The sequence below is a fragment of the Streptomyces prunicolor NBRC 13075 genome (assembly GCF_000367365.1).
In the GTDB taxonomy this organism is placed as follows: Bacteria; Actinomycetota; Actinomycetes; order Streptomycetales; family Streptomycetaceae; genus Streptomyces; species Streptomyces prunicolor.
Map to the genome: position 1 here is coordinate 136216 of NZ_BARF01000025.1, position 23083 is coordinate 159298.

Below are 23083 nucleotides of genomic sequence, written 5' to 3' on the forward strand. Positions count from 1 at the left end.
CAGCGGCCCCGGTGCGGTCGCGCCGCGGGGATACCGGGTTGTCCTAGGAGGGGAAGTGATTCGCCATGCGTACGCATCGGCGTACCCATAGGCGTTCTGTACGCGTGGAGTACCTGCTGCCGGACGAGGCCGCGTCGGCGGGTCAGGCACGGAAGTTGACCTCGGAGTTCCTCGCCCGCTCCCGCCATCAGCTGGCGCGGGTGGACGCGGAGCAGATCGACGACGCGACGCTGATCGTGTCCGAACTCGTCGCCAACGCGACCGAGCACGGCCGCGGCGAGTGCCGGCTGCGCCTCCAACTGTCCGACGAGCGCGTCACGGTCGAGGTATACGACGACAACCCGACCCCGCCCCGCGTACGGCCGTTGACAGCCGAGGGCGAGAGCGGACGCGGCCTGTCCATGGTCCGCTGCCTGGCGCACCGCCTGGACGTCACCCCGCTCACCGGGGGCGGCAAGCGGGTGCGGGCGATTCTGGCGATCTGACCCGGCCGCGCGATCGGTTCAGCCGACGCGCAGCGGCGGTACGACGGGCACCTCCGGGGCTGCATCGATGTCGGCCTGCGTCATCCGGAACTCGACGGGGTAGGCCTCGCGCCGGGTGCGGCGGTCGGGTTCGGTGGTGCGCCACATGTAGAGGCAGCGGACGCATTGGAGTACGTCCCACACGCCGGGGACCGGCGAGGTCGTCACGGTGTCGACCGTGTCGTGGGCGCAGCGGGGGCAGATCATGACGGGTGACTCCTGAGGTCGGTGCACTGGGGCGGTCTGTGGACTTTCAGCGGCCTTTCGGCGGGCTTTCAGCGGGCGGCGAGGAGGGCGCGCAGCCGGTCGGTCCACTCCGGGGTCTCGGGCAGGTCGCGTACCGGGGTGTCGAAGTGGCCCCTGTTGTCCGGTGCGACCGGTGTCGTGGCGTCGATGATCATCTTGCTGGTGATTCCCGGGGTGTTGGCGGCCGGTGCCAGGGCCATGACCGACAGGTTGGGGACGATGATCACGTCGTCCTGGGGGTTCACCTTCGCGGACATCGCCCACATCACCTGGGGCAGGTCGAAGGGGTCGACGTCCTCGTCCACGACGATGACCTGCGTGACGTAGCCGAGGCCGTGGGGTGTGGTCATCGCGCGCATGCCGACCGCCTTGGCGAAGCCGCCGTAGCGCTTCTTCGTGGAGACGATCACCGCGAGGCCGTGGGTGTACATGGCGTTGACTGCCTGCACCTCGGGGAATTCGGCGCGGAGTTGCTTGAGGAGGGGGACGCAGGTGTTGGGGCCGACGAGGTAGTCGACCTCGGTCCACGGCATGCCCAGGTAGAGGGACTCGAAGACCGGGTCGGTGCGGTAGGAGACGCGGTCGATGCGGATCGTCGGCATGCGTCGGCCGCCGGAGTAGTGGCCGGTGAACTCGCCGAAGGGGCCCTCGATTTGCCGCTTACGGCTCTCGACCACGCCCTCGATGACGACCTCGGAACCCCAGGGGACGTCGAAGCCGGTGAGGGGCGCGGTGGCGATGGGGGCGGGGGCTCCGCGCAGGGCGCCGGCCATCTCGTACTCGGACTGGTCGTAGCCCATCGGCATGCCGGCGACGATCGTGATGACCGGGTCGTTGCCGAGGGTGATCGCGATGGGCAGGTCCTCGCCCAACTCCTCGGCGGCGTGCAGGTGTTGGGCCACGTCGTGCATGGGGACGGGCTGGAAGGCGAGGCGGTCGCGGCCGATGACCTCGATGCGGTAGGTGCCGACGTTCTGCTTGCCGAAGTGGTCCGGGTCGCGCGGGTCGCGGGAGACCACGGCGGCCTTGTCGAGGTAGAAACCGCCGTCGCCGTCGTTGAGCCGGAACAGCGGGAGGACCTCGAACAGGTCGATGTCGGCGCCCTGTTGGGTGTTCTCCCGCCAGGGCGCGTCCTCGCGGCGCTCCGGTGCGACCGGGAAGGCGTCCCAGCGGCGGGCGAACTCCTCGACCTGCTCGCGCACGGAGGTCTCCGGGGGCAGCCCGAGGGCGAGGGCGTGGTTGCGCCAGGAGCCGTGGACGTTCATCGCGATCCGGGCGTCGGTGAAACCCTTGACGTTGTCGAAGTAGAGGGCGGGGGCGCCTTCGCCGATACGTCCGGCCGCGTTGGCGGCGGCGGCCAAGTCCGGTTCGGGGAGGACCTGTTCGGTGATCCGCAGCAGTTGGCCGTGCTTGTCCAGGGTGTCCAGGAAGCTGCGGAGGTCGTCGTAGGGCATGGGGGCTCCGTACGTGAAGGGGCGTGTGGCGCGGGTGATGTGGGCGCCTCGGGTGTCTCTGGCGGTGTGTCAGGCGGCGGGGTGGATGCGTGTGTCGCGGGCGGGGCGCATGCCCTCCCAGCGCTTGGCGGCGGGGGCGGGCAGGTCCAGCTGGTCGAGGACGCGGGAGGTGATGTGGGTGACGATGTCGTCGACCGTGGCGGGGTGGTTGTAGAAGGCGGGCATCGGGGGCACGATCCGGACGCCCTTGCGCGCGAGGTCGAGCATGTTCTCCAGGTGGATCTCGCTCAGGGGGGTCTCGCGCGGTACGAGGACCAGCGGGCGGCGTTCCTTGAGGATCACGTCGGCGGCCCGGCCGATCAGCCCGTCGGCGTAGCCGGTGCGGATGCCGGCCAGGGTCTTCATGGAGCAGGGCACGATCACCATGCCGTCGGTGCGGAACGACCCGGAGGCGATGGTGGCGCCCTGGTCCTCGGGACTGTGGACGACGTCGGCCAGCTCGGCGACCTCGCGGGCGGTGCGTCCCGTCTCCAGCTCAACAGTGGTCCGGGCCCAGCGGCTGAGGACGAGATGGGTCTCGACCTCGGGCAGCTCGGCGAGCTGCTCCAGCAGCCGGACACCGAGCACGGCCCCGGTCGCTCCGGTCATTCCCACGATCAGTCGCACGTCACCAGCTCCTTGCCCAGTTCGGTCTCTGCGCTTTCGACCGTAGGAGCGGTTCGCTGTCCGACAAGGGTAGGCTCGGGACTCACCATGGGAAAAAACGGTCAGCATCGATCCGAGATCACGGACGTGGCGTACCGTCCGTCACTCAGCGCGCCCATCGGTATGGACGTGGTGGGATTCACCGAGCTGCTGGCGCGCGGTGAGCGCCGTGGCATCGACCTGTCGGCGCCGCAGCGGCCGGACTTCCACCACCTGATCCACGTCACCGAGGGCACGCTGCGCCACCGGGTGGACTTCACGGACTGCGCGGTGGAGGCGGGCGGCTGGCTGTGGGTGAGCTCGGGGCAGGTGCACCAGTACGTCCCCGACGACCTGACGACGACCCGGGGCACGATCGTGATCTGGCAGCCCGGTTTCGTCCTGGCCGATCCTCCCTTCGACCAGTCACCCCTGCTCCCGACGGGTCCGCACGCGCGGGCGGCCCGCCTGACACTCCGTCATCTCACGCACGAATACGCCGACTTGGCCTCACTCCCCCTCGACGCCCACCTCCAGACCCTCCGCATGCTCCTCTCCGTCCTGCTGCTGCGCCTCTCGCACGTGCGCCCGGACCCGGTGTCGTCCGCCCCGGCCGACGACACGTTCCGCCGTTACAGCGCCGCCCGGGAACGCGATTTCCGCACCAGCCACCAAGTCGCCGACTACGCCGCCGCGTTGGGCTACAGCCCGCGCACCCTCACCCGGGCGACCCTCGCGGCGACCGGCACGACCGCCAAGCAGTACCTCGACGCCCGCATCCTCCTGGAGGCCAAGCGCCTCCTCGTCCACACCGACGCGACGGCGGCGGACGTCTCCCGCGCCCTCGGCTTCGGCGAGCCGACCGACTTCGCGAAGTTCTTCCGCAAGCGGGAAGGACGTACGCCACTGGAGTTCCGGGCGGTGGCACGCGGGCAGACATGAGTAGCCCGAGCAACCGGAGGTGGGTATGCGGGAGTTCCAGCCGGGTCAGACCGCCGTACGGCGTGATGTGTTCCGGCGGAAGGTGTGGAGTGCCCATGCGTTACGGGTCGTGGAGGACACCGCCGAGGCGCTGGTTCTGGGGTGCCGGCCGGGCGCGGAGTCGTTGGCCCCCACGACCTGGATCGAGTCCCTCCTCACCGGCGACGAAACCGCCCGGCTGCGCGCCCTGGCGAACCTGGCCAACGGCAACTGGCAGCTCGGCCGCTGGACTTGGCGGGACACCACCCATCTCCAATGGGTGCCGCCCGACAGCTGGTTCAGCGTCAACGCGTTCTTCGACGCCGCGGGAGAGGGCCGACTCACGTACTGGTACGTCAACTTCCAGCATCCGATGCGCCGCACGCCCATCGGCTTCGACACTTTCGACCTGCTGCTGGACCTGGTGGTCGCGCCCGACCTGTCGCGGTGGGACTGGAAGGACGAGGACGAGTACGCCCACGGCCGCCGGTTGGGGGTGGTGAGCGAGGCCGATCACCGGGCGGTGGAGAAGGCTCGCGAGGAGGCGGTCGCGATGATCGAGGGGGCCGTCGGACCGTTCGCTGCGGAACGGGGGTTGGGGACGTGGCGCTACGAACCTCACTGGCCCGACCCTCAACTACCCACCGGCGTCTTGGACTTGGTCTAGTCGGTGCCGCCCGGGTCTCCTGACGTGCCGATACGCACCGGCAGTTCGCTCAGGCCCCGCAGCAGCGTGCTCGTTCGCCACGTCAGTGTCGCGGGGTCGGTGGCGAGGGTGAGGTCGGGGCAGTGGTGCAGGAGGAGGCGTACGGCGATGGCGGCCTCGGTGCGGGCCAGGGGTGCTCCCAGGCAGTGGTGGAGGCCGTGGCCGAAGGCGAGGTGTGCGGGTCCCCGGCGCCGTAGGTGGAAGCGGTCGGGCTCGGGGAAGTGGAGCGGATCGCGGGAAGCTGCGGCCAAGGAGATCTGCACCGCGTCCCCGGCCGGGATGTGGGTACCGGCGAGGTCCAGCGACTCGGCCGCGAAACGGAACGCGGTGGCGTGGACGGGCGACTGGTGACGCAGCGTCTCCTCCACGGCGGCACCGGCCAAGTCCGGTTCGGAACGCAGCAGTTCGAGTTGGTCGGGGTGGGTGAGCAGGGCATGGACGGTCGCGGAGATCAGGTTGACGGTCGTCTCGTGGCCGGCGACGAGGATCAGGAAAGCCATTCCGAGGAGTTCCTCGGAGGTGAGGGGCGACTCGGCGGCGGGTTCGCGGGCCGTGGCGACCAGGTCACTCAGCAGGTCGTCCTCTCGTGTGCAGCGCTTCCGGTGGATCAACTCGGCCAGGTAGCCGCCCAGGGCGGCAGCGGCCGAGGCGCCCGACTCGGGCGAAGCGGGCATCGCGAGCTCGTTCGACCAGGCGTGGAACACCGTACGGTCCTCGGTGGGCACCCCGAACAGATCGCAGATCACGGTGACGGGCAGCGGCAGCGCGTACCGGCTCACCAGGTCCACCGTCCCCCGCGCCGGCAGCTCGGCGAGCAGATCGCCGGCGATGTCCGCGATGCGTGGGCGCAGGGCGGCGATCCGCGCGGGCGTGAAGTGGCCCGCGACCAGCCGCCGTAGGCGCGTGTGGTCCGGTGGATCGGTCTGCAGCATGTTGCGACCCAGGGCGTGGCCTCCGTCGTCCTGCCAAGTCGCGGAGTGGCGGATGTCGTTGCGCAGGCGCGGGTCGGTCAGGGCGGCGCGGGCCGCATCCAGGGTGACGACCAGCCAGCTCTCGCCGCTGCCCGGCACTAGGACCCGGTGCACGGGACCTCGTTCACGCAGGGCCGCGTAGACGGGGTGGGGATCCGTGGCCAGGTCGTGCCCGCCGGGGGCGAGGTCCTGGAGGGTGGGTGCCGGCATGGCACTCCTTTCGGTGGTCGGCGGGGGTTCGGGCCGGGCGGTCAGCTGCCGCCGCGCCGTACGGCATGCAGCGCGTGCGCGAGGGCCGTCGCCTGGGACGTGGCCCGCTCGGACGGCCGCCGGGCGGCCGGCGTCGGCGGTCAAGTCGCGGCCCCTGGTCACGGCGTACTCGGGGTGGGGCGGTCACATGCCGACGCGCCAAAGGGCAGGCGGCGCGTGCGCGAAGGTCATCGGCTGGGCGTGGCCGGTACGGGCGCCCGCCAGGCAACCGGCGTCGGCGGTCGAGTCGCGGCCCATCGCATGTCGGGCCATACGATCGGGTCCGGCGCGGCACTCCTGTCGATGGTCACGGGGCACTCGGGGCCGGGCCGCCACATGCCCCCGCGCCAAACGGGATGCACGGCGTGCGAGGGCCATCGCCCGGGCGTGACCCGCCCGGGCGGCTGACGTCGGCGCTCAAGTCGCGGCCCATCGCAACCCGGGCCGCACGATCGGGTCCGGCACGGTACTCCTGTCGATGGTTACGAGGCGTTCGGGGCCGGGCGGTCACACACCACCGCGCCATACGGCGTGCACCGCGTGCGCGAGGGCCATCGCCTGGGTGTGGCCGGCACGGGCGGCTGCCGGACGGCGGGCGTTCGCGGTCAGGTCTCGGCCCATCGCGCGGCGGGACGGGCGGTCCGGGGTCACGAGGGTGATCTCGGCGCCCTGCGCTGCGAGTTGGGCCGCCTGTTGCGGGGCGCCGGGGTGCGGGCCGACCGCCTTCGGGATCGGCGCTACGGCCAGGATGTGGTCGTAGCCGTCGGCCAGGTGCAGGTTGGTGGTCGTGCGGCTGCCGCCGTCGATCCAGCGGCGGCCCGCGGCCGTGACGGGCGGTGAGACGAGGGGGACGGCGCAGCTCGCGGCGACCGCTTCGAGGAGGGGCACCTTCGTGTGCGCGTCGAAGGTCGACAAGGTCCCGGAATCGGCGTCCACCGCCGTGATCCGCAGGGCACGGTCCGGCCAGTCCCGGGCGCCGCGCAGCAACGTGCCGACGGCGTCGAGGAGTTCGGACTCGGGTCCGGTGCGTGCGCCGAGGGCGGCACGGCCGAGCCGGCGTACGGAGCGTCGCGGATCGCGGGAGCCCAGCGCCGCCCACAGAAAACGGAGCGTCTGGGCCGCGGTGACCCGTAGCTCCACCTTGTCGGAGCGGGCGAGTTGACGTTCGTACAACTCCCCCGGTGCCTCGCCGGCCGCGAGCCGGGCGCCGAAGATCGCGCCCGCGGAGGTGCCGATGATCACGTCGGCGCGGTCGAGGTCGACGCCGGCCTCCGCGAGCCCGGCGAGTACACCCGTCATCCACGCCCCGCCGACGGGCCCGCCGCCACCCAGAACCAGTGCCGTGCCACGCATGACGCCACCCCCTCGTCGAAGAAATGGGGAGCACTCCCCACTTGACGGATCGACGATAGCATCACGACCGGGGAGCACTCCCCACTAATACGGAGGACGATGATGACGGGCCCGAACGACGCGACGGCACCTGCTCGACGCCGCGATGCGCGGCGCAACCGGGAGCTGCTGATCGAGGCCGCCCACGCCGTCTTCACCGAGCAGGGGCTGCACGCGCCGATCGACGTGATCGCCCGCCGGGCCGGTATCGGCAACGCCACCCTGTACCGGCATTTCCCCACCCGCGCAGCCCTCGTGGACGCGGTCTTCCGTGACCTGCTCACCGACACGATGAGCGTGGGCGAGCAGGCGCGCACCGTCGACGACGCCTGGGCGGGCCTGACCGGTTACCTGGGGACCGTCTTCACGGGCCTGGCCGCCGACCGCGGCACCAACGACCTCATGACCACCCACCTCGACGGCGTCGACTCGCTCCAGGCCGTGCATGCCCACAACCGGCACACCGTGGAGCTGCTGCTGAGCCGGGGCCGCGACCAGGGCACGATCCGCGCGGATGTCACACCGGAGGACGTCCTGTTCACCCTCGCCGCGCTGGGCCGAACCGTCCCCGCCCTCACCGCGGCAGCGGGCCCCGACGCCTGGCGCCGTCCGCTGGCGCTCCTCCTGGACGGGCTGCGCGCCGCACCCACCACCACCGCGCTCCCCTCCCCCGCCCTCACCGCGCCACAGCTCAACACCGCGCTACAGGGCCTTGGTTCACAGAACTGAGCTGTCTCTGGCGTGACCGGGCATCGGCGTCCGGACAGCCCGCTGCCCGGCGCCGAAGAGCGATCCTCCGCTCCTCCGACGCCGGGCAGTGGACCCCCGTACGTTCATCTCGCCCGGGTCAGAACTCGACCCCGGCATCCTCCAACTCGCTGACCGCCTCGGTCTTCTCCTCGGTCGGCGTGGCTGCCCGTACCGCCGGGATCGCCGCCGCGACCAGGGCCGCCAGCAGGGCGACGCCGCCGCCGATGATGAGGCCCGTGCGGAAGCCGCCCTCGGAGGTGAAGGTGTAGCCGCCTGCCGTGGTGGTCATCTGGGAGAGGACCACGCCGATCACCGCGGCGCCGATGGACGTGCCGAGGGCGCGCATGAGGGAGTTGAAGCCGTTGGCGGCGGCGGTCTCGGAGAGCGGGACCGAGCTCATGATGAGGGCGGGCATCGCGCCGTAGGCGAGGCCGACGCCGCTGTTGATGACGATGCAGACGACCATGAGGCCCCACGCGGAGCCCATCAGGCCCATCGACAGGGCGTAGCCGGCGGTGATGACGAGGACACCGCTGATCAGGGTGAACTTCGGGCCGCGGATGTTGGTCAGCTTTCCGCCGAGCGGGGAGACGATCATCATCATGATGCCGCCGGGCAGCATCCACATGCCGGCCGCGAGCATCGACTGGCCCAGGCCGTATCCGGTGGCCGCGGGGAACTGGAGCAGCTGCGGCACGACCAGCATGCTGGCGTACATGGCGACGCCGACGAACACCGAGGCGACGTTGGTGATCAGGACCCGGGGCCGGGCCGTGGTGCGCAGGTCGATCAGCGGGTCGCTGGTGCGCAGTTCCCACACGCCCCAGACCAGCAAGGCCACCACGGCGACGGCGAACAGGCCGAGGACCGTGCCCGAACCCCAGCCCCAGTCCGCACCCTTGGAGATGCCGAGCAGCAGGCAGACCAGGCCGACGGCCAGGCCGAGGGCGCCGGGCACGTCGAAGCGCTGGCCCTTGGCGGCGGCCGGTACGTCCGGGATCAGGAACCAGATCAGGGCGGCGACCACCACGGCCAGGGCGGCCGCACCCCAGAACAGGGCACGCCAGTTGGCGTACTGGGCGACGGCCGCGGCGATCGGCAGACCGAGCCCGCCGCCGATGCCCATGGAGGCGCTGACCAGTGCGATGGAAGGGCTGAGCCGCTCCCGCGGTACGACGTCCCGCAGCAGGGCGATGCCCAGCGGGACCATGCCCATGCCGATGCCCTGGAGACCGCGTCCGATGATCATCGGGACGATCGAGGAGGACAGCGCGCAGACCACCGAGCCCACGATCAGCGGGACGGAACAGACGAGCAGCATGCGGCGCTTGCCCAGCAGGTCGCCGAGGCGGCCGACGACCGGCACGCTGACGGCCGCCACCAGCAGGGTGGCGGTGACCACCCACGCGGCGTTGGACGACGAGGTGTGCAGCATCTCCGGGAGATCGGCGATGAGCGGGGTGACCAGCGTCTGCATGATCGCCGCGGTGGTGCCTGCGAAGGCCAGCGTGGCGATCACGCCGCCTGCGCGGGCTGAGGGCTGGGGGGCGTCCATGACGGGACTCCTCGGCGTATCAGTTCAGTCGGGATGTGAAGGAATGTGCATCGTACACATCATATGTATCGGCCATGTCATCAGGATGATGCATACCGTCGTGCGAGGATGGGCCGGGCCTCCGCGGACCGCAGGACACGGCGGTGGCATCGGCAGAGAGCAGGAGGCGGCGGACCGATGGACAGGCGTACGCGTGAGATCGAGTACGAGCAGATGCTCCTCAGCCGGCACGCTCTTCTCTCGCACAAGGCCGCACGCCGCAAGGACGCCGTACTGGAGCGCAGCGCCTATATCCTGCTGAGCCGGATCCGCATCCAAGGGCCCATGTCGATCGGCGAGTTGAGCGACGCGTTCGGCCTCGACACGTCCACCCTCAACCGGCAGACGGCGGCAGCCATGCGCTCCGGGCTGGTGGAGCGCATCCCCGATCCCCAGGGCGGGATGGCCCGCAAGTTCCGTATCACGGACCTGGGCGCGCGGATGCTCGACGAGGAACGCGAGGGTCTGGTCCAGACCCTGGACCAGATCATGGACGACTGGCCGGACGAGGACATCGACGCCTTCGCGGCTTTTCTACGACGCTTCAACACCGACATCGAACGGCTCGGCGGGCGTCCCTGGCCACGGCCGTGAGCCCCGCCCTGTGACAACTCACGGGGCGGGGCGGTCAGTTCACGCCGGGCGCGACTGTGTCAGGAGGAGCGGCGAGAGCGGCCGGCCATGTAGACCGCGCCGCCGCCGAGGACGATCACCAGGGCTGCACCGCCCGCTATGAGACCGACCGGCGCGTTGGAACCGGTCTCCGCCAGCGGCGTGTTGCCACCATTGGGCGTCGCCTTCGGGGAGGGCGAGGGCGACGCCTTCAGCGGCGGGACGTGCGCGGAGGTGGGCGGCGTCGTCGACGGCTTGGGGCTGGCCGGCGGGGTCGACTCCTCGGCGGGAGGCGTGCTGTCGGCCGGGGTCCCCGGCGTCTCGGGCGGCACCGAGGCCGGCGGGGTGGGCGACTCCGGCGTGCTCGGGGTGCACTCCTTGTCGCCGCCGTTCCAGGCCGCGATCAGGTGGTACGGGGTCATGATGTTGTCGGGCTGGTACGGAAGCGGGCCGTGGCCCTCGCCCGTGCCGCCGTCGTAGGTGACGTCGTCGCCGTACAGGTCGATCTGGCCGTAGCAGTCGGGCGACTTGACCTTCAGCTGCTGCCAGGTGTCCTGCGAGCCCGCGACGTCCTTGGCGGTGAGGTAGACCGTGGCCTTGTCGACCATGGTCTGGTGGCCCGAGGTGTACCAGGTGGAGCCTTCGGCGGTGTACTCGGCGAGCGAGACGGGGTACTTGCAGCCGTCCCCGACGCTCTGGTCGGGAGCCAGCCGGACCTCGACGGTGCCGGGGATGGTGTCCCACTGGAGGAACCCGCCCTGCGAGGTCCAGTTTGCGCCGACAACGTTTCCATCGGCGCCGACGATGCGGTACTGCACGGTGGCGGACTGGCACGCGTCGGCGTCGGTGGCGCTCGCCGGGCCGGCCGCGAGCACGGGCGCGGCGGCAGCGATGAACGCGGTGGCTGCGAGGGCGGACAGGGATCGGAAATGGTGCGAACGTGACAAAGTGAGCCTCGACGATGGTAAAAGGTGTGGGAGGTGGCAGAACGAGCGGCGGGCGCACGAAAGAAAACGATCGAGGGCGTGCGCGACCGGACCGCTCGCAGATGCTCCGCTCAGCTAAGGCACAGCGAAGCAAGCTGAATTCTTGTCACCTTTCACAACTCCCGTCAATCCTTCACCACTTGACCACAGGTCAAGATCAGGGCATCACCGCGAGTAGATGCCAGCGCAGCCCCTCCAACTCGACGTAGAGGCCGGGGTCGACCAGCTCGTCGCCGTCCCGATCGTAGGTCAACTCGTCGAGCAGTTCGGTGAGTTGGCGGGAGCCACCGCGCAGGTCGGTCCACGGGAGGCGGACGCGACCCTGGGCGGGCTGTTCGGAGAGGTTGACGACGACGAGATGGCGGCGAGAATCGGTCGTCCAGGACCAGGCGACCAGGTTCTCGTGGGTGGGATTGTCCGGCCAGCCGGTGCAGTCGAGCAGCTGCCACTCCCCTCCCGTGCGCATGCCGGAGGAGGCGGCCGCGGCGAGCAACTGGTGGTGGAACGCGAGGAGTTCCTTGTCGACGGGCTCCTCCGGCCGACGGGAGAGGAAGACCGGTGGCCGCACCTTCCGTCCCTCGAACTGCCCCTCGTGCCAGAGCGTCGCACCGGGCAGGGTCGCGATGACCACGGCCGCCGCCCGTTCCCGCTCGGGCGACAGGGTGGCGGCGGCCCGGGGTTCGTCGTGGTTCTCCAGGAAGCGGACCAAGCCGCGCTGGTAGCGGACGTCGGCCTGGAGATGGCCGTGCACCGATTCCGCGCCCTCGTGCAGCAGGCGGTCGTAGAGCCGTTTGTCGTAGCAGTGGTCGAACCCCTGTTGTTGCAGGGCCCATTCGAGGTCCCAGTACGCCTCGGCGACGAACAGGAAGTCGGGGTGGCGCTCGCGGACCTTGGGGATCGTGTACGGCCAGAAGTCCTCGGCCGGTGCCGTGCCCGCCCGTTCGCCCCAGGTCTTCGCGAACACGTCGGTCATCAGCAGCATGGCCATGTCGCAGCGCACGCCGTCCGCCTGGTCGGCGATCGAAGTGAGGGTGTCGACGGCCGCCGTGCGCAACTCGTCGCTGAAGGCGTTGAGTTGGACGACATCGGGCCAGGGCGCGAAGTAGGGGTCGCGGCCTCGGGCGAAGACCTTGCCGCCGGTCTCCAGGAAGGCGGCGGGGTCGCGGGCAAGGTCGTCCGGGGTGCCCTGGACCAGGCAGCCGGGGCGTTCGGTCAGCCAGGGGTGGTCGGGGGCGATGTGGTTGGGGACGTAGTCGAGGATCAACCGGACGCCACGGGCGGCCAGTTGGGCGCGGGCAGCAGCCAGCCCCTCGGGGCCGCCGAGGGTTGCGTCCACGACGTAGTTGCGGACGCAGTACGGCGAACCGGCCACATCCTCCGGGCGGAGGTCGGGCAGCGCGGCCCGGAACGACTCCTGGAGCGAGGCGTCGCGCAGCGCGATCTCCAGCCCGGCGGGGCTGCGCTCCCACACGCCCATCAGCCAGACGGCGTCGACGCCAGGGAGCGCGACCTCGTCCCAGGCGGCTTCTGGTATCTCGCCGAGGGTCACGGGGTGGCCGTAGCGGCGGCTCAACTCCCCCAGCCAGATAAGGGTGTTGATCTCGTAGATCACCGGATGCTCGGGCCAGGCTGTCATGACAGCGGTTCCTCTCGGTCACCGGTCGGGCGGAGGCTCTCGCGGCCCCGGGCCGACCACTCGCCGTCGCCCAGGGTGTGGAAGAGGGTGGCGGTGACCGCGGACAGGCCGGTCCAGCCGGTCTGGTGGGAGGCGCCGAGGCCGGCGCCGTTGTCGCCGTGGAAGTACTCGTAGAAGAGGATCAGGTCCTTCCAGTGCGGGTCCTTGGCGAACTTGGCCTGGGCGCCGTGCACCGGCCGGTGTCCGTCGGCGTCGCTGAGGAAGGTGGCGGTGAGCCGGTCGGAGATCTCGCGGGCGACCTCGTAGAGAGTGAGCTGGCGACCCGATCCGGTCGGGCACTCGACGGTGAACGCCGGGCCGTGGAAGGCGTGCAGGTTGAGCAGGGCGCGGATGAGGAGCAGGTTGACCGGGAACCACACAGGGCCGCGCCAGTTGGAGTTGCCGCCGAACATCCCGGAGTCGGACTCGGCGGGCAGATAGCCGACGCCGTACGACTCCCCGTGCACCTCGAAGGCGTACGGGTGCTCGGCGTGGTGGCGGGAGAGAGAGCGGATGCCGTGCGGGCCGAGGAACTCGCCCTCGTCGAGCATCCGGGAGAGGATGCGGCGGAGTCGGTCCTCGCCGAACAGGGCGAAGAGGTAGCGGCCGTCGGCGTTCGGGCCCAGTGCCTCGTGCGAGGAGATGGTGGCCTCGACGGCTGGATGGCGTTCGATGAACTCCCGCGCGCCGGCGACCAGTTCGGGGAAGCGCCGGTCCGCCCAGCCGCCGACCAGGCTGGTGGCCGCGAGCGGGATCAGGCCGACGAGGGAGCGGACCTTGAGCCGGGTCGCCGTGCCGTCGGGCAGCCGCAGCACGTCGTAGAAGAAGCCGTCCTCCTCGTCCCACAGGCTCGCGTTGTCGGCGCCGATGCGGTTCATGGCGACGGCGATCCACGCGAAGTGCTCGAACAGGGACTGCGCCTGCTCGATGTAGACGGGGTTGTCGACGGCCAGCTCTATGGCGATCTCAAGGAGGTTCTGGCAGTACAGCGCCATCCACGCGGTGCCGTCGGCCTGGTCGAGGTGGCCGCCGGTGGGGAGCGGGGCGCTGCGGTCGAAGACGCCGATGTTGTCGAGGCCGAGGAAGCCGCCCTGGAAGACGTTGTTGCCGTCGGTGTCCTTGCGGTTGAGCCACCAGCTGAAGTTCTTCATCAGCTTCTGGAAGGCGTTCTCCAGGAAGGCGCGGTCGCCCTTGCCGGTGCGGTGTTTCTCCAACTCGTAGAGGAACAGGGTGGCCCAGGCGTGCACGGGCGGGTTGACGTCGCCGAAGTTCCATTCGTACGCCGGGATCTGACCGTTGGGGTGGAGGTAGAGGCGGCGCAGCAGCAGGTCCAACTGGCCCTTGGCGAAGGTGAGATCGACCATCGAGAGGGCGACGGTGTGGAAGGCGAGGTCCCAGGCCGCGAACCACGGGTACTCCCAGGTGTCCGGCATCGACATGATCTCGTCGTTGACCATGTGGTACCAGTTGCTGTTCCGCACCCGGGGGTCGGAGGCGAGCGGGTCGACGCCGTGCTCGGTCAGCCAGCGCTCGACGTCGAGGTAGTAGTACTGCTTGCTCCAGAGCATCCCGGCCAACGCCTGCCGGACCAGCCTCCGTTCGTCGGCCGGGGTGTCGGCGGCGGTGACGCCGTCGTAGAACTCGTCCGCCTCGGCGCGGCGTTGGGCTATGACCGAGTCGAAGTCGCCGGTCCAGTCGGGCAGTTCGGTGGCGGTGAGGCGCAGGCGGACGGTGGCGCTCTGGCCGCCCGGGATGGTGAGTACGTGGTGAACGGCGGCCTTGGTGCCGGTCCGGTCGGGGTTGACGGCTCCGGTCTCGCCTCCGACCACGTAGCGGTCGATGCCGTCCTTGACGTACGGGGAGGTGTTCGAACTGCCGAAGATCTTCTCGTTGTTGGTGTCGTTCTCGGTGAACAGGGTCTCCGTGTCCGCGTCGCAGTACAGCCAGCGCGGGCCCAGCTCCTCGTGGTCGGCGCGGAGTCGGCCGCCGGGTTCCTGGTGGATGGACGGTACGGCGGTGCCGCCGGCCCAGGACCAGGTGTGCCGGAACCACAGGGTCGGCAGCAGGTGCAGGGGTGCCTCGTCGGGGCCGCGGTTGTGCGCGGTGATCTCGATCAGCAGGTCGTCGGGGCCCGCCTTGGCGTACTCGACGAACACGTCGAAGTAGCGGTCCTCGTCGAAGATGCCGGTGTCGAGGAGCTCGTACTCGAAGTCACCGCGCCCACGGGCCTGGTTGGTGGCCTTGAGGTCCTCGTACGGGAACTCCGACTGCGGGTATTTGTAGAGGTACTTCATGTACGAGTGGGTGGGCGTGCTGTCGAGGTAGAAGTAGTACTCCTTGACGTCCTCGCCGTGGTTTCCCTCGGCGTTGGTCAGGCCGAACATCCGCTCCTTGAGGATCGGGTCGCGGCCGTTCCACAGCGCGAGCGCGAAGCACAGCCGCTGCTTGTCGTCGCTGACGCCCGCGATGCCGTCCTCGCCCCAGCGGTAGGCGCGGGAGCGGGCCTGGTCGTGGGTGAAGTACGACCAGGCGTCGCCGCCCTGGCTGTAGTCCTCCCGTACGGTCCCCCACTGGCGCTCGCTCAGATAAGGACCCCAACGGCGCCAGGGCACCCCGGAATCGTCGGCCTCGGCCAGCCGTCGCCGTTCGGCGTCCGGTGTTTCAGCGCTCGTCCCCATCGCCCGTCCTCCCCTTGGCCCGACCCATTCCCCCAGACTCCGGTGTCCCGGACCCGACGGCAACACGAACAGCCGGGCGGAGAGCACCGGTACCTGTCACGAACACCGCGACGGCGAGCAGCAGAGCCGCGGTCGCCGCGACCGGTGCCACCAGGAAGGCTCCGGTGCTGCCGTGGCTGTCGGCGAGGTACCCGGCCACCACCTGCCCGGTAGCGGTACCGAGTGGTCCGCCCGCGCAGAGGATCGTCAGCGCGACGGTCGCGCGATCGGCGGGCGCGAGGCGTTCGGTGAGGGCGTAGAGGCTGATCAGGTACGGGGCCACGGTCACACCGGCGATGGTCATGGCCGTAGGAACGGCATGCAGGCTGTCCCCCGCGACCAGGGTGAGGGCGCCCAGGAGCAAGGTCGCCGCGAAGGTCACGTACCGGTGGCGGAGGGTGAAGCGGGCGGGAAGCCAGGCACAGGCGGCGCCTGCCACGGCGCTGCCGATGCCGAAGAGGGCGTAGAGGAGTCCCGCGCTGCCGGGGTGGCCGCTGTCGTTGGCGTAGGCGGTGACGGCGGTCTGTGTGGCACCGAAGATCGTGCCCATCGCGGCCATGGCGAGGAACATGGCGACAAGTGGCAAGCGGGGCAAGGGAGTTCGTACGGAGCGGGAGCCTTGACGGTGCTCGGCTCCCTCGTGGGTGAGGGAGAGCGCGAAGGGGAGGGTGGCCAGGACGAGGAGGGCGATGGCCGCCACGGTCGGCGCTGTCGGGCCGAGGGAGGCGAGCAGTCCGACGATCGCGGGGCCGGCGACAAAGCTGATCTCTTCGACGGTCGCCTCGTACGAGAGGGCGGTGGGTAGGAGGTCGGGCCGGTCGCGGGTGTGGAGCAGGCGTGACCAGTGGACTCGTACCAGCGGGCCGACCGGTGGTTGGGTGAGTCCGGCCAGCGCGGAGGCGACGATCATGCTCGCGCGGCCGGTGTGACTGGCCGCGATGAGGCCGGTCAGGGCGGCGGCGTTGGCGAGTGCGGTGACCGTCCCGACGAGGCGGTGGCCGTGGCGGTCGGCCAGTGCCCCGGAGACCGGACCGCCGAGCGCGTTGGCGCAGCCCTGGGCGGCTGCCGCGAGACCGGCGAAGGCGTAACTGCCGGAGGCGGCCTGGACAAGGACGAGGGTCGCGAGGGAGGAGGTGGCGTAGGGAAGCCGGGCCAGAAAACCCAGGGGGAAGAATGCCGCGCCGGGAACACGCAGCAGGGATCGGTACGCCATCGGCGTCTCCCATGAGCACGTCGGAGAGACGCGCTACCCAGCCACCGGCGCGTTGACGATCCCGATTCTGTCGCGCAGCCTAGCGAGCGGACCGGCCCGTCACCAGAGTGTTCAGTCCCCTCCGTGGTCGCCGTAGGCGGTGACGGACAGGAAGCGGACGGGGAGTTCGATCAGTTCCTGGGGGCCGTGCGCGCCCTCGCCGTCGAGTTGGAGGGCGTCGCCGGGGCGCATGGTGTAGGCCGCCTCGCCGTGGCCGTAGAGCATGACGCCTTCGAGCATGAACAGCAGCTCGGTGCCGGGGTGTTGGAAGAGGGGGAAGACCTCGCTGGACTCGGTGAGGGTGACCAGGACGGCTTCCATGCGTTTGTGGGGGCCGCGCAGGGCGCCGAGGAGTTCGTAGAGGTGGCCGACCCGGCTGCCGCGGCGGATGATCTGGGCGCCGTGACCGGCGGGAACGTAGACGGCCTCACGTTCGGTGTCGACGCCGCGGAAGAGGGCCGTGACCGGGACGTTCAGGCCGGTGGCGAGGCGGCCGAGAGTGGTGAGGCTGCACGACGTGTTCGCGTTCTCGATCTTGGAGAGCATCGCTTTCGAGATGCCGACCCGGGCCGCCATCTCCGCCACCGACAGACCGGCCGCGACCCGGTAGCGGCGCACCTGGCGGGCGATCGCGGTCTCCAAGTCCACTGGCCCGTCGGCCTGTTCGGGGGTGATCTCCCGGTCGGGCAGCGCGGCTGTCCGGTCGTCGTGGTCGGTGCCCATGGCGGTCATTCTGCCTGATGGGCGTGTGTTTGCCGGGAGTTGCCGGTCGCGGGTCAACGGCTCAGCGCGAATCGTGGGTGGGGCGCGGCGCGGCCCAGGGCGAGGTCGGCGGCCATCGCGCCGATGAGGGGCGTGAACTTGGCGCCGTGGCCCGAGCACGGTGAGACGACGACGAAGGGGCCGGTGCGGTCGAGGACGAAGTCCTCGTCGGGGGTGGTGGTGTAGAGGCAACTGGCCTCCGCCACGGGCGTGGAGTCGAGGCCGGGCAGGGTGCGTTCCACCCACGCGGTGACCTTGTCGCGCGAGGCGGGGTCGATGGTGCCGGTGCGAGTGTCGGCGGTGGTGGGGGTGCCCTCGTCGTGCTGGGCGACCTTGAGGGCCGGGAGGGGTCCGCCGTCGCTGCCGGAGGGGAGGCCGTAGAGGTTCAGTTCGTCCTTGTGGACGAAGACGGGCCAGTTCGCCGACGGATCGCGGCGACGGAAGTGGAAGACCTGTTGCTGGGTCACCTGGAGGGGTGGCAGGGGCTTCACCATGCCCAGCGGGGCGGCTAGTTGGGGCAGCCAGGCGCCGGATGCGACGACGACCGTGTCCGCGACGACGGTGGGGCCGTCCGTCCGCAGCTCCACCCGGCCGTCGGCGCGGATGTCCGCGCCGGTCACGCGGACGCCGGTGAGGACATGGGCGCCGAGTTCGGCGGCCCTGCGTACGGTTACGGCCACCGTCGCGTCGGCGTCGACCGTGCCCGCGTCCGGGTGGTGGAGCACGGGACCGTCGAAGCGGAACTGCGGCCAGCGGTCGGTCGCTTCGGCCGCGGTCAGCAGTTCGTGCGGTACGGCGGCTGCCGCCAGGAGGTCCGCGATGCCCTCCGGGTCGCGGCCCGCGCCGAAGTCCAATCCCCCGGTGAGGCGCAGCAGTTGGGCGCCGGTGTCGTGCTCCAGCTCCTGCCAGAGTTCACGGGCCTCGCCGGTCAGGCGGACGTAGAGGGGGTCGGCGTAGGCGCGGCGGTAGATGCGTGAACTGCCGTGGGAGCTGCCGGACTTGTGGCCGATCCCGTACGCCTCGACGAGCGTGACCTCGTGACCCTGCCGGGCGAGTTGCCAGGCCGTGGCCGCGCCCATCAGGCCCGCGCCGATGACGGCGATCACCGTACGGCTCCGGGGATCCAGTCGGTGCCCGCGAGGGGGACGCGGGCCATGGCGGCGGACTCGACGGTGAGGGCTACCAGGTCCTCGGGTTCCAGGTGGTGGAGATGGGCCTTGCCGCAGGCGCGGGCGAGAGTCTGGGCCTCCATGGTGAGGACGCGGAGGTAGTTGGCGAGTCGGCGTCCGCCTTCGACGGGGTCGAGGCGGGCGGCGAGTTCCTCGTCCTGGGTGGAGATGCCGGCCGGGTCGCGGCCGTCCTGGAAGTCGTCGAAGTAGCCTGCGGCGGAGCCGAGTTGGCGGTACTCGGCGTCGTGCCGGGGGTGATTGTCGCCGAGGGCGATCAGGGCGGCGGTACCGATGGCGACCGCGTCCGCGCCGAGTGCGATGGCCTTGGCGACGTCGGCGCCGGTGCGGATGCCGCCGGAGACGATGAGTTGGACCTCGCGGTGGACGCCGAGTTCCCGAAGTGCCTGTACCGCCTGGGGAATCGCGGCGAGGGTGGGGATGCCGACGTGCTCGATGAACACCTCCTGGGTGGCTGCGGTGCCGCCCTGCATGCCGTCGACGACCACGACGTCGGCGCCCGCGTGGACGGCGAGCTTCACGTCGTAATAGGTGCGTGTGGCGCCGACCTTGACGTAGATCGGCTTCTCCCAGTCGGTGATCTCGCGGAGTTCGCCGATCTTGATGGTGAGGTCGTCGGGACCGGTCCAGTCGGGGTGACGGCAGGCGCTGCGCTGGTCCACGCCGACCGGCAGGGTGCGCATCCCGGCGACGCGGTCGGTGATCTTCTGGCCGAGCAGCATGCCTCCGCCGCCGGGTTTGGCACCCTGGCCGAGGACCACTTCGATGGCGTCGGCCTCGCGGAGGTCGTCGGGGTTCATGCCGTAGCGGGACGGCAGGTACTGGTACACGAGGTGCTTGGACTGGCCGCGTTCCTCCGGGGTCATACCGCCGTCGCCGGTGGTGGTGGAGGTGCCGGCCGCGCTCGCCCCGCGCCCGAGCGCTTCTTTGGCGTTCGCGGAGAGGGCGCCGAAGCTCATGCCGGCGATGGTGACCGGGATGTCCAGGTGCAGCGGGTACTTGGCGTTGCGGGCGCCGAGGACGACGTCGGTGTCGCAGCGCTCGCGGTAGCCCTCCAGGGGGTAGCGGGACATGCTGGCGCCGAGGAAGAGCAGGTCGTCGAAGTGCGGGAGGGGGCGTTTGGCGCCCCAGCCGCGGATGTCGTAGACGCCGGTGGCCGCGGCTCGTTGGATGGCGTGGATGGTGGCGCGGTCGAAGGTGGCCGACTCGCGCAGGCCACGGGATGCGAAGTCCATGAAAGTTGCAACTCCCTCAGTACGCCGTCGAGTTGTCGACCTTGAAGTGGTACAGCTGCCGGGCCGAGCCGTAGCGGCGGAAGTCGGCCGGGTCCTCGTCGAACTCCGCCGCCTTGAGCAACTCGGCCAGTTCCGTGAGGTGTTCGTCCCGCATCTCCTTCTCCACGCAGTCCGCGCCGAGGGACTTGACCGTGCCCTTGACGTAGATGCGGGCCTCGTAGAGGGAGTCGCCGAGGGCGTCACCCGCGTCGCCGCAGACCACCAGCCGTCCCGCCTGTCCCATGAACGCGCTCATGTGGCCGACGTTCCCGCCGACGACGATGTCCACGCCCTTCATCGAAATCCCGCACCTGGCAGCCGCGTTGCCCTCGATCACCAGGAGTCCGCCGTGTGCGGTGGCCCCCGCGGACTGTGAGGCGTCGCCGCGTACCCGGACCGTTCCGGACATCATGTTCTCGGCGACGCCCACTCCCGCGTTGCCGTGGACGGTGACCGTGGCGTGCTGGTTCATGCCGGCGCAGTAGTAGCCGACATGGCCCGCTATGTCGACGGTCACCTCGTCCTTGAGGCCGCAGGCGACGCTGTGGGCGCCTCGGGGGTTCAACACCCCCCAGGACACGGCCGGTTGGGGAGCGTGCAGCGCCTGGTTGAGATCGCGGACGGAGGAAGCCGCGAGGTCCACGACCTCCGCCTCGGTCAGCGCCGCCATACGTACACCTCTTCCGGCTCGGGTTCGAAGATGCGGGCGTTCTCGATGCCCGGCAGCACGTCCAGGGCGCGGTACTCGGAGGCCATCGCCACCCAGGCGTCCGTCTCGGCGACCAGTGCGGGCTTGCAGGCGATGGCGTCGCGGACCACCGCGAAGGAGTCGGTGGTGGAGACCAGCAGCGTGTAGAAACCGTCGAAACGCTCGCACAGCAGCCGCAGCGCCTTCTCCAGGTCGGCACCTCGGTCGAGGTGGTGGGCGATGAAGCGGGCGCCGACCTCGGAGTCGTTCTCGCTGTCGAACCGCACGCCCTGGGCGCGGAGTTCGCGTCGGATGGTGGCGTGGTTGGCGAACGAGCCGTTGTGGACCAGGCATTGACCGGGGCCGACGGAGAAAGGGTGCGCGCCTTCAGGGGTGACGGCCGACTCCGTGGCCATCCGGGTGTGGCCTACGCCCTGGTAGCCGGTCACTCCGGCGAGCCCGAACGACTCGGCCAACTGGACCGGATTTCCGGTGCCCTTGAGGACGGCGAACCCCTCTCCCGAGCCGATGACGGTGGCATACGGCAGCGCGGTGGCGATGGTGGCGAGCAACTCGTCGACCGGCAACTCCGCGTGGACGACTGTCGTGGCGTCGGCGGCGACAACCCCCGCACCTGGCAAGGCCGTTGAAACCTCCTCCGGAGTCACCCCCAGCAGCGAGACGACAGCACGCCCCGGCGGCGACAGACGCGGGTCGCCGTAGACCGCTACACCCGCCGAGTCCGGGCCGCGTTCTACGACTTGGCCCAGCATCGCGGTGAGCAGTTCACCGAGCCGGGGTTCGAGGGAGGGCTCACGCAGATGGAGCCCGACGATTCCGCACATGCGGCTCTCCTCTCATGAGGGGGTGGGGATGGGTCAGAAGGCGGTGAGATAACGGTCCAACTCCCAGGCGCCCACCGTGCCGTGCCAGTCGAAGAACTCCTGCCGTTTGACCTCGCCGAAGTACTCGCTGACTCCCGGGCCCGCCGCGTCGAGAGCCCCGCCGATCACCGGGTCGGCGGCCAGTGCTTCCACGGCGTGCAGCAGGGTCGGCGGCAGTTCGGGGCGGGCCGCCGTGACCGCCGCGTCTCCCGGATCACCGGGGTCGAGGGTGCGTTCGATGCCGTCGAGTCCGGCGGCCAGGGCCGCGGCCGCCGCGAGGTAGGGGTTGGCGGAGCCGTCGCCGCCGCGCAGTTCGATGCGGTTGCCGTCGGGGACGCGGATGAAGTGGGTGCGGTCGTTGCCGCCGTAACCGGCCTTGCGGGGTGACCAGGTGGCGCCCGAGCGGGTCGAGATCGCGCCGGTGCGCTTGTACGAGTTGACGGTGGGCGCGACGACGGCCTGGAGGGCGCGGGCGTGGTCGAGGATGCCGCCGACGAAGGAGTAGGCGAGCGGGGACAGGCCCAGGCCCCGGGTGTCGGAGGCGTCGGGGAACGCGGGTTCGTCGCCCCGCCACAGCGACAGGTGCATGTGCATCCCGGAGCCGGTGCGGTCGGTGAACGGCTTCGGCATGAACGTGGCCGTCATGCCCCGCTGTTCGGCCAGCACCGACACCAGGTACCGCATGGTGATGACCCGGTCGGCGGTGGTGAGGGCGTCGGCGTAGGCGAAGTTCTGCTCGAACTGGCCGTTGCCGTCCTCGTGGTCGTTGGCGTAGTTGCCCCAGCCGAGGGAGTTCATCGCCTTGGAGACGGCGGTGAGGTGGTCGTACATCCGGGTCAACCCGCGTGCGTCGTAACAGGGTTGGGCGGCGGTGTCGCGGCTGTCGGCGACGGAGAGCGTGCCGTGTTCGTCGCGGTTGACGAGGAAGTACTCGATCTCCGCGCCGACCGCGAGGGACAGTCCGAGTTCGGCGGCACGGGCCAGTACCGCGCGCAGGATGATGCGGGGCGCGTACGGCCAGGGCTTCCCCTCGACGTGCGGGTCGCAGTGCACGAGGGCAAGTCCCGGGCGCACGAAGGGCAGCGGGGTGTACGAGCTGACGTCCGGGAGCGCGATGACGTCCGGGTCACTGGGCTGCTGGCCGAGGGCTCCGGCCGCGTAGCCCGCGAACCCGACGCCGTCGGACTGGAGTTCCTCGACCGCCTCGACGGGGACGAGTTTGGCGCAGGGCTTGCCCGCGAGGTCGACGAAGACCGCGAGGACGAACTCGATGCCGTCGGCGCGGACTTGGGCGGCGAGGTCGGGTGCGGGGTCGGCCGAGGATGCCGGGTCGGTGGTCGTGGGCGGTGCGGCTGCGGTGTCCATCGCCATGGGAGGCTCCCAGCATCCGGGGTTTCCTGATGTGAATCTCGATTTCTCCCGAGGAAACCGCGCGGGCATTACCGAGCCGTTTCCCGCACGGAAGCAGCCTGTTGCCAACTGCCGGGCAGGGCCGCCCGTGACGCAGGACCGATCT

The 23083-nt window shown here is 70.5% G+C and carries 22 protein-coding genes; 5 read left to right on the plus strand and 17 right to left on the minus strand.

Going from position 1 to position 23083, the window contains the following annotated elements:
- Positions 1-65: 65 nt before the first annotated feature.
- Positions 66-485, plus strand: a complete 420-nt coding sequence (locus tag SPR02S_RS10370; protein WP_245607540.1) for an ATP-binding protein — start codon at positions 66-68, stop codon at positions 483-485.
- 18 nt (positions 486-503) lie between these two features.
- Here SPR02S_RS10370 and SPR02S_RS10375 read toward each other — a convergent pair whose 3' ends face one another.
- The 3 genes from SPR02S_RS10375 to SPR02S_RS10385 form a co-directional block, all read right to left on the minus strand.
- On the minus strand, positions 504-731 hold the full coding sequence (locus SPR02S_RS10375) for a non-oxidative hydroxyarylic acid decarboxylases subunit D (protein WP_019056888.1): 228 nt from the start codon (positions 729-731) through the stop codon (positions 504-506).
- A 68-nt stretch (positions 732-799) separates the two neighbouring features.
- Positions 800-2224: a non-oxidative hydroxyarylic acid decarboxylases subunit C gene (locus SPR02S_RS10380; RefSeq protein ID WP_019056889.1), complete on the minus strand. Its 1425-nt coding sequence runs from the start codon at positions 2222-2224 to the stop codon at positions 800-802.
- A gap of 69 nt (positions 2225-2293) precedes the next feature.
- Positions 2294-2890 (minus strand): non-oxidative hydroxyarylic acid decarboxylases subunit B, encoded by a 597-nt coding sequence (locus SPR02S_RS10385; protein ID WP_019056890.1) that lies wholly within the window; start codon positions 2888-2890, stop codon positions 2294-2296.
- An 87-nt stretch (positions 2891-2977) separates the two neighbouring features.
- Between SPR02S_RS10385 and SPR02S_RS10390 the strand changes: the two genes are divergently transcribed.
- Positions 2978-3850: an AraC family transcriptional regulator gene (locus SPR02S_RS10390; RefSeq protein WP_026150403.1), complete on the plus strand. Its 873-nt coding sequence runs from the start codon at positions 2978-2980 to the stop codon at positions 3848-3850.
- Positions 3851-3875: 25 nt separating this feature from the next.
- Positions 3876-4535 (plus strand): ribonuclease FAU-1 family protein, encoded by a 660-nt coding sequence (locus tag SPR02S_RS10395; RefSeq protein WP_019056892.1) that lies wholly within the window; start codon positions 3876-3878, stop codon positions 4533-4535.
- On the opposite strand, the gene SPR02S_RS10400 is transcribed toward SPR02S_RS10395, so the two are convergent.
- The 3 genes from SPR02S_RS10400 to SPR02S_RS10410 all read right to left on the minus strand — a co-directional run bounded on the left by SPR02S_RS10400 (position 4532) and on the right by SPR02S_RS10410 (position 7147).
- On the minus strand, positions 4532-5755 hold the full coding sequence (locus tag SPR02S_RS10400; protein ID WP_019056893.1) for a cytochrome P450 family protein: 1224 nt from the start codon (positions 5753-5755) through the stop codon (positions 4532-4534). The genes SPR02S_RS10395 and SPR02S_RS10400 overlap by 4 nt on opposite strands.
- A 183-nt stretch (positions 5756-5938) precedes the next feature.
- Positions 5939-6067 carry a hypothetical protein gene (locus SPR02S_RS65680; protein WP_019056894.1) on the minus strand — a complete coding sequence of 43 codons (129 nt, stop codon included), beginning with the start codon at positions 6065-6067 and terminating at the stop codon, positions 5939-5941.
- A 234-nt stretch (positions 6068-6301) separates the two neighbouring features.
- Positions 6302-7147 (minus strand): patatin-like phospholipase family protein, encoded by an 846-nt coding sequence (locus tag SPR02S_RS10410; protein WP_019056895.1) that lies wholly within the window; start codon positions 7145-7147, stop codon positions 6302-6304.
- A 99-nt stretch (positions 7148-7246) separates the two neighbouring features.
- Here SPR02S_RS10410 and SPR02S_RS10415 point away from each other — a divergent pair, with 99 nt between their 5' ends.
- Complete coding sequence (locus SPR02S_RS10415) at positions 7247-7915, plus strand: TetR/AcrR family transcriptional regulator (protein WP_026150404.1); 669 nt, start codon at positions 7247-7249, stop codon at positions 7913-7915.
- Positions 7916-8033: 118 nt separating this feature from the next.
- On the opposite strand, the gene SPR02S_RS10420 is transcribed toward SPR02S_RS10415, so the two are convergent.
- A complete protein-coding gene (locus SPR02S_RS10420; protein WP_019056897.1) occupies positions 8034-9491 on the minus strand; it encodes an MFS transporter in 1458 nt (485 codons plus the stop codon).
- Positions 9492-9668: 177 nt separating this feature from the next.
- Here SPR02S_RS10420 and SPR02S_RS10425 point away from each other — a divergent pair, with 177 nt between their 5' ends.
- On the plus strand, positions 9669-10124 hold the full coding sequence (locus SPR02S_RS10425; protein WP_019056898.1) for a MarR family winged helix-turn-helix transcriptional regulator: 456 nt from the start codon (positions 9669-9671) through the stop codon (positions 10122-10124).
- Between the two features lie 59 nt (positions 10125-10183).
- Here the strand turns inward: SPR02S_RS10425 and SPR02S_RS10430 are convergent, their stop codons facing one another.
- The 10 genes from SPR02S_RS10430 to glnT form a co-directional block, all read right to left on the minus strand.
- Positions 10184-11089, minus strand: a complete 906-nt coding sequence (locus SPR02S_RS10430) for a hypothetical protein (protein WP_019056899.1) — start codon at positions 11087-11089, stop codon at positions 10184-10186.
- 196 nt (positions 11090-11285) lie between these two features.
- On the minus strand, positions 11286-12764 hold the full coding sequence (locus SPR02S_RS10435; protein WP_019056900.1) for an alpha-amylase family protein: 1479 nt from the start codon (positions 12762-12764) through the stop codon (positions 11286-11288).
- Positions 12761-15481, minus strand: coding sequence for an MGH1-like glycoside hydrolase domain-containing protein (locus SPR02S_RS10440; RefSeq protein WP_019056901.1), 2721 nt, complete (start codon positions 15479-15481; stop codon positions 12761-12763). Before SPR02S_RS10440 ends, SPR02S_RS10435 begins: the two co-directional genes overlap by 4 nt.
- Positions 15465-16733 (minus strand): MFS transporter, encoded by a 1269-nt coding sequence (locus tag SPR02S_RS10445; protein WP_019056902.1) that lies wholly within the window; start codon positions 16731-16733, stop codon positions 15465-15467. Before SPR02S_RS10445 ends, SPR02S_RS10440 begins: the two co-directional genes overlap by 17 nt.
- 111 nt (positions 16734-16844) lie before the next feature.
- Positions 16845-17495, minus strand: a complete 651-nt coding sequence (locus SPR02S_RS10450) for a helix-turn-helix domain-containing protein (protein WP_019056903.1) — start codon at positions 17493-17495, stop codon at positions 16845-16847.
- 53 nt (positions 17496-17548) lie between these two features.
- Positions 17549-18640 (minus strand): FAD-dependent oxidoreductase, encoded by a 1092-nt coding sequence (locus tag SPR02S_RS10455; RefSeq protein WP_019056904.1) that lies wholly within the window; start codon positions 18638-18640, stop codon positions 17549-17551.
- A complete protein-coding gene (locus tag SPR02S_RS10460; protein ID WP_019056905.1) occupies positions 18637-19956 on the minus strand; it encodes an FMN-binding glutamate synthase family protein in 1320 nt (439 codons plus the stop codon). Before SPR02S_RS10460 ends, SPR02S_RS10455 begins: the two co-directional genes overlap by 4 nt.
- Positions 19957-19972: 16 nt before the next feature.
- Complete coding sequence (locus SPR02S_RS10465; RefSeq protein WP_019056906.1) at positions 19973-20665, minus strand: GltB/FmdC/FwdC-like GXGXG domain-containing protein; 693 nt, start codon at positions 20663-20665, stop codon at positions 19973-19975.
- Positions 20653-21528 carry a class II glutamine amidotransferase domain-containing protein gene (locus tag SPR02S_RS10470; protein WP_019056907.1) on the minus strand — a complete coding sequence of 292 codons (876 nt, stop codon included), beginning with the start codon at positions 21526-21528 and terminating at the stop codon, positions 20653-20655. The genes SPR02S_RS10465 and SPR02S_RS10470 overlap by 13 nt, the downstream gene beginning before the upstream one ends.
- 33 nt (positions 21529-21561) lie before the next feature.
- A complete protein-coding gene (gene glnT, locus SPR02S_RS10475; protein ID WP_019056908.1) occupies positions 21562-22938 on the minus strand; it encodes a type III glutamate--ammonia ligase in 1377 nt (458 codons plus the stop codon).
- Positions 22939-23083: the final 145 nt, after the last annotated feature.